This is a genomic window from Paenibacillus xylanivorans (assembly GCF_001280595.1).
Classification (GTDB): Bacteria; Bacillota; Bacilli; order Paenibacillales; family Paenibacillaceae; genus Paenibacillus; species Paenibacillus xylanivorans.
Genome location: NZ_LITU01000033.1, coordinates 26,156 through 32,903, shown reverse-complemented (window position 1 = coordinate 32,903; position 6,748 = coordinate 26,156). Strand labels below are relative to the sequence as shown.

The window sequence follows — 6,748 nt, the reverse complement described above, 5'->3', positions numbered from 1 at the left end:
CCCCCCCCTCTAATGGGAGTGGGAATGAAACCGCCACTAACCTGGTTCATGATATAAACTATACTAATAATCAACTTGTCGTTTCATTAGACCGTGAAGTTACTCCAGTTATATCAACACTAAAAAATCCTGAACGAATTATCGTGGATTTCCCATCTACCAACTTTGGTAATATGGGACAAGTCCCCTCTGGTGCATCCATGGGAAGGTTGGATACCAGTGAAATTCCAGGTGTTACTGAGGTACGTTATTCGCTTTTCAAAAGTGACCCAGTTCAAGTTCGAATCGTCATTGAATTAAACAATGTAAGTTCGGTTAATTATACGCAAGAGACCATTGCCGGTAAATTCATCCTTGACCTGAGTATGGTAAACCAACCTACTCCTGCAACTCCTGTCAGCAGTGGCAAAAAAATAGTCGTTATTGATCCGGGCCACGGAGGCAGTGATCCAGGTACAACAAGTTTCACCAAAAATCCAGAGAAGATTTTCACCCTTGCTTTAGGCCTTAAAGTGCAGGCTCTTTTAGAAAAGGAACCTGACATAGAATTAATTATGACTCGTGAAACGGATATCTACCCTACACGATCAGAACGCGTCAAGCTTGCAAACGACCTTAAGGCAGATGTATTTGTATCTATACACGGTAACAGTGTAACCGCTGCTCCCCAAGTATCGGGAACTGAAACGTATTATTACCAACGTGAAAGTAGTAAAGAACTAGCAAACATCATTCATAAAAATTTGATCAAGGCCTTGGGATTTACAGATCGTGGCGTTAAGAACGGAAACTACCAAGTCATCCGAGAAACCACAATGCCTGCCGTTCTCTTGGAAGTCGGATTCTTAAGTAACAAGTCTGAGGAGGAGGCCATGATGTCAGAAACCAATCAAAATAAAGCGGCACAAGCCATTGTGGATGGAATAAAAGAGTATTTAAAGTTATAGGTCAGCGAATACTTTAAGAGGATGTGCTTCTATGAAAAAACGAATCTATGTTGTTATCGCAATTTGTGCCATAAGCTTAATAGCGGTGGGTTGTGGTAGTAAACCTACTTCTTCTAGTCCAGTGCAGGGTTCTGATCCTACAAGTACTACACCAGCGCCAATAGCTAATCAGGACGAGGATAGCGAGGAATCTCAAGAAATTAATGTATATTACGCTGATGATCAACTATTACAACTTGATCAACGAAAGAAGGAAATTACATTCGAAGATGAACCAGATAAATATAGCAAAACTTACGCATCCCTTCAAAGTAGCGATCAAATGGAACTAATCCCTCTGTGGAAAAATATTGATTTACTTTCAGCAACTTTTAATCAAGGAAAATTGATATTAGATGTAAATATTCCGGATGAAGCAAGATTAGGATCTGGTGGAGAACTTTTAGCAATTGATGCACTAAAAAAGACATTTTTTCAGTTTGATGAAGTAACAAGCATTGAACTGCTTGTTGACGGAAATGCAACTGAAAGTATAATGGGCCATGTGGAATTAGAAAACCCACTAACTCGTGAATAACTTTTCACCCATGAAAAAACAGCTGAATCTCTAGTAGAAACGGCTGTTTTTCTTCACTCAGAATATTATTTCAGTTAAAATATCGTCGACTATTGATTATCATCTCGTTATTGGAGACCCACAGACAGGACACTTCTTCTTTATTGGTTTAATGCGCTCCCAAAGATCCGGATTTATGGACTTGCTCCTACCTAACTTTCTTCGCCGGTAAGCATGCCATTCTTTAATATCTACTGAACTAGTATCAGAACGTTTTACTACGAGTTTTTCATAGTACGGATATGTGATCAATAATGTGGCTACCATACGCTTATACCGTGTATACTTCGTAGTTAGTTCCCCAGGCCCGAACCCATCATCGGTGGTTCCATCCTCATTGTAAGCGGAGTAGTTCTTTCTACTTTGGCGAGTTCACCAATGAGAAATTCGCATAACAATGAATTAACACCACGTACAGAAAAGGGATAATTCTATCCAGGCTTATGTATTTACTGTTACGGTGATGAGTGCCTTATAAAAGCTGTATTTACGTCTCATCGTGTCAGTTGATCCATAACAATGTGGACATTTTCATGTATTATGGTACTTAATGAGGTTTTAGGTGCATGTGCTCATCATTTATATATGCATCAAATCGGCATTCGGACTATGTTCTTGTCCATTCCGGCAATCGGTACAAGTTCTTGTCCTCGGCTCGGGACACAAACTTGTACCGATAAAATAAAAAAGCCGCTTAAATAGCGACTTCAATGGGACCATGTTTTTGTCCCTCGACAATTCAATTAAATAAATCAAAAAAGCCGCTTAAATAGCGACGACCATGTTCTTGTCCCGCGACAATAAAATAAAATCAGTTCCTTCTATCCCAAAGAAAGAAGTAACTTTTCCGTTACCTCTATCAATTAGTAACTCTTCAGTGAGTCTCCCAGAATGAAAATGGCTACAAGAAAAAAGGTTATTTTTACTATGGTTGTCGGGATGATGTTAACATTCTGCATTGACTATATATCGTTAGAAATGCAGGCGGTATCCATATCGAGAATGTTATCAAGTTCTTGTCTTTGTGATTTGACAAGAACTTGATAACATAAATATAAAAAGCCACTTAATCAGCCAGACACTTCCTTATAGGATTAATTATCAACGGGTTTTAAAAATTCAATTTTTTAGCTACGCGGCTATTAAGCGTGTATGTTATCGTTCTTACAATTTATGTTCCATACAACATAAATTTTTTTGGCTTTTACTTGTAACTTTTGATACTAGATAACTTAGGCCAATCGTTTGACTGGTCCCTCCTTGGCTCAATAGCTATAGTTCATGTTGCGCAGGTATCGTTTAGATGAACAAACGTTATTTCTGATTGGAGATAACTGCTGCTGCAAAATTGCGTAAATCATCATCATCAGCGGTATTAGTGACTACTGCGTAACTCCGATAATTACCATCGGCCACTTTCTCTGACCAATTTATAGACTTTTCACTTCCATTGAGATCCCGATAAAAATAAGCATCGACTCCTTTAATAGAGAGTATTGAGTCCGAGGAAGGTTGACTATCATAAAAAATTGGCATTATTGGTATATTTAGTGATACGGTAAGCTTCATTTCTTTATCCCGCTTGCTATAGAACCAACTTAAGAATTGAGGCTCCGTTCCGCTTGGTCCTATTGCATATTTGTATCTAGATCCAGTCTGATCATCCGTAGCAAAATTCCACACTTTCTCCTTTGAACTAGTGTTCAAGATATCATTTTGTAGTTCAGCCCGATTAAGACTCCAGCCCATCCATTTGGATAGCGGAGTATTGATTTCGATTCCACGTTCCAGTAAATAATCATTCATTCGCTCAGGAGAATCAAACTCAAGAGGTTTAACAACAATAGAATAATGAGAGCCTTTCTGTGGCAAAACTTCACCCTTCTGTTCTTGATCTTGAATCGCTTCTTTTCCAACAAACACAGTCGCTTGTTCCCCATCCTTCAATGTCTCACGTATATCATTTAATATACTTATCTCCTCTATAGGCGGCGATGGTATATCTGTTGGTGCTATCTGAAATACTGTATCACCTGACTTATTATGAAGTGATAGTACATATTCGGAATAAGCTGCATAACCGGTTCCTCCAACCAGCACAAATACACAGAGCATCACAGCCACGCGAGTAGCCATGTTTTTCCGTAATATGTTGTACGACACACTTCTCCTATAGCGAGAACCTTCTCTCTCATTAAGCAATCGGTTTACCACATTTGTTGTTACTTCACTACTCGAACGTACTGGAGAAGGGATATTGCGATAAGCTGCCGAGAGCTCCTCCAAATAATTATCGTTCCGGTGATATAGACGTCCACGATTCTTGCCCATAATTTTCCCCCTCCACATGCACATAATTGCGTTGTATCTTATATCTCGTTCGCTCGAAACGTTTTCGCACTGTCGCTACCTTGCACTCGAGGATCACAGAGATCTCTTCAAATGTCAACTCTTCAACGACGCGTAGAAGCATAATCTGTCTCTCTTTCATCGACAATCCTCGTAGCAGTTCATCTACTCTCAATGAGGTATCGTAGTCAGTTGTAGCTGCTTCAAGACGGAACAGATGCAACCTGGACATCAAACCTTTACGCTTGCGGATTAAATTTAAGCAATGATTGTAGGCAATCTTATACAACCATGAGGTAAATGAGACCTGTCGAGTATATTTATCTATATTCTTGATTACTTGCAAAAACACATCTTGAACCGCATCTTCTGCTTCCTCCCGATTCCGGATTAAATTGTAGACATAACGATACAAAGGAAGCTGATAGATTTCAATTACATGCCTAAGGGCATTCATGTTCCCATCTTTAACCCTAAGTATCCATTCTTCAATATTTGCAGCATTATTGCGTGTACTGTTTTCCATATGCCCTCCTTTCTTTACTTCTTAAGGCCTTTAATATTTTAAACACTCGAAGCCCTCCATTTGTGACAATTATTAAGATATAATTTTCCATTTGGCGCGAGCCAATCCAGACGTAAAACTATTCCCGGCCTCTAAAGCAACATAATAGAAGGCCTCCGGTCCAGCATTTCCTGGCACGGCTTGGGCACAATGCGCTTAAGAGCCGCATAATTGAGGCTCTTGCAAGATTCATTTTTTCAAACCTTTGAGCCGGGCTTAAACTCGCTCACATTTCTTCATATGAAGACAAAGGAAAAAGCATCCCGAAGGATGCCCTGTCGTTTTGACAGCTGCTTTAGCGGCGTCGGAAAGTTTGTAGTTTTTTAGCCATGAAAAAATCCTCTTCGAGGCCAGTTTAACTCCATCTTAACAAATGTCTTTTTTCTCTTGTCTACTAAAAGGTGATAATACCAAATTAGTGCCTTCATTAAAGTAGAACTTATGTCTGAAGTGCTTGTTTATCCCTTTGTTGTTTAGAACATTAACGAGATATAAGTATCTCTTCAGCTATTTTGACCAGATCCTCTTTACCTAGATTGCTGTCCGCATTATTTGATATTTCATACAACGAATGATTGTGATCGTCCCTCCATCCAATCCGATGGTAAGTAACGGAATCCGTTTCCCTATCCTTGGTATTGGATTGAATATAATAGACCTCATTACCTTGAATGTTCAGCTTCTCGGATGTAGCCTGATCGTCCTGAAATATGGTCACTTTGGAATCGGGGAATATTTTTGTTGCCGTTACAGTTACAACGTTCTTCCCCTTGACATAGCGTGCTAAAGAGAAGTCGGCCTTGTTCCAATTCAGTTTTTGAATATACACCCGTTGCCCCTCCGAAGAAGATTCAGCTTGTCTTTTAAGGTCGTCTGTTAACTGCAAGTAAGCAGCATCTGCGAGATGGTTTGTATACAGATCGGCAGGATAAACGTAGCCGTAATCAAACTGGTAGCCTTGAGGAAGATGCGTTATTGCTTTTAAAACTGGAGCCTGCGTCCGCGTAATTTCAGCTTGTAAACTGCTAAAATTAGAATATTCAATCCATTTATATTCAAATTTTACGGGATTTAATTTATCCGCGTTGTTAATTAAATCATCTTTGACATAATAGGCTACATAATCCCCAGGTTGCAACTGCTCTTTAATCTGATTTGTGTAAAAGCCAAGTCTGCTCGTGTACTTTGTAACAAAGTCAGTCTGCTCTTTGGCGGCCGCAGTATTTAGTACCACCTCACCTTTATTGTTAAGGAATTCAATATATTGCGAGGCAGCATACCCTGTAACTGATACTCCAAGAACGAACATTGCGGTTAGCCCGGGAACCACGACTCTTTGACGAACTCGTGCTCTGGCATCCAACCCTAGCTTGTGAACTGCCAGCTTACGGACCCGAGTCATGACTTTGTCAGTGACATCAAAATTATGAAACTCCTCTTCGATCAAAAGATCCATTTCTTTCAGATTTTCGTTTTGAGAAGTACGTTGTAATTTGGGCATAGTTCTTCCTCCTTTGGGCTCATCCATTTTTTGAGTTTTATTTTGGTTCTGGCAAATTTTTTCTTCACGGCATCGGGACTTTTATTTAGAATTTCACCTATTTCTGCAAACGATTTTTCTTCAAAAACGCGCAGTACCAGTAGGTTCCGTTCAACCACATTCAGTTTTCCGAGCGCCCGGCTTAGTGGTTCGTTAAACAGTTGGCGTTCCAGCATCTCTGCAGGACTATTGGAGGGCTGATCTTGAGCCATTAGTCTGAATTTCCATTTCTGTTGCACTTTCTTTCGCCGGATTATGTTTATGCAGTGATGATAGGCCATTTTGTACAGCCAGGAGGAGAAATTCACCTCAGACTTATAGAGGTTTATTTTCTCATAGGCCTTAACCAGAACATCCTGAACAGCATCCTCGGCTTCTTGTTTGTTTGAAATAAGTCTCCAGCAATACATAAATATCTGTGTTTGGTATTTTTGAACGATATAGACGTAGTCCTGAATTTCGCCCGCTTGAACTCTTTTAATTCTGTATTCGGTTTCCTCATCCATTTTTCTTTAAGGCACCTCCCAGGTATTCACGATGAAGTTTATATATGTATAACAAACGAGGTGGTTCTAAAGGGACATTTTTTTCAAAAATGACCAGGAGGCAAGTCAATATTGTTTTTCATTAGATTCTCATCTAATCGGTAATCGAACTATGTTCTTGTCCATTCCGGCAATCGGTACAAGTTCTTGTCCTTTGCTTGGGACACGAACATGTACCGATAACAT

6 protein-coding genes are annotated in these 6,748 nt (G+C 39.7%); 2 read left to right on the top strand and 4 right to left on the bottom strand.

What is annotated here, in order from left to right:
* Positions 1-947 (top strand): N-acetylmuramoyl-L-alanine amidase (locus AMS66_RS03640; protein WP_236703152.1); only part of this gene is annotated, 947 nt, incomplete at its 5' end.
* A gap of 31 nt (positions 948-978) precedes the next feature.
* On the top strand, positions 979-1,524 hold the full coding sequence (locus tag AMS66_RS03635; RefSeq protein WP_053779492.1) for a GerMN domain-containing protein: 546 nt from the start codon (positions 979-981) through the stop codon (positions 1,522-1,524).
* Between the two features lie 1,353 nt (positions 1,525-2,877).
* Here the strand turns inward: AMS66_RS03635 and AMS66_RS03630 are convergent.
* From AMS66_RS03630 to AMS66_RS03615, 4 genes are all read right to left on the bottom strand, one after another.
* Positions 2,878-3,894 (bottom strand): hypothetical protein, encoded by a 1,017-nt coding sequence (locus AMS66_RS03630; RefSeq protein WP_144424401.1) that lies wholly within the window; start codon positions 3,892-3,894, stop codon positions 2,878-2,880.
* On the bottom strand, positions 3,854-4,438 hold the full coding sequence (locus AMS66_RS03625; protein ID WP_053779490.1) for an RNA polymerase sigma factor: 585 nt from the start codon (positions 4,436-4,438) through the stop codon (positions 3,854-3,856). Before AMS66_RS03625 ends, AMS66_RS03630 begins: the two co-directional genes overlap by 41 nt.
* A gap of 520 nt (positions 4,439-4,958) precedes the next feature.
* Positions 4,959-5,978, bottom strand: coding sequence for a DUF4367 domain-containing protein (locus AMS66_RS03620; RefSeq protein WP_053779489.1), 1,020 nt, complete (start codon positions 5,976-5,978; stop codon positions 4,959-4,961).
* A complete protein-coding gene (locus AMS66_RS03615; protein WP_053779488.1) occupies positions 5,939-6,523 on the bottom strand; it encodes an RNA polymerase sigma factor in 585 nt (194 codons plus the stop codon). Before AMS66_RS03615 ends, AMS66_RS03620 begins: the two co-directional genes overlap by 40 nt.
* Between the last annotated feature and the right edge of the window lie 225 nt (positions 6,524-6,748).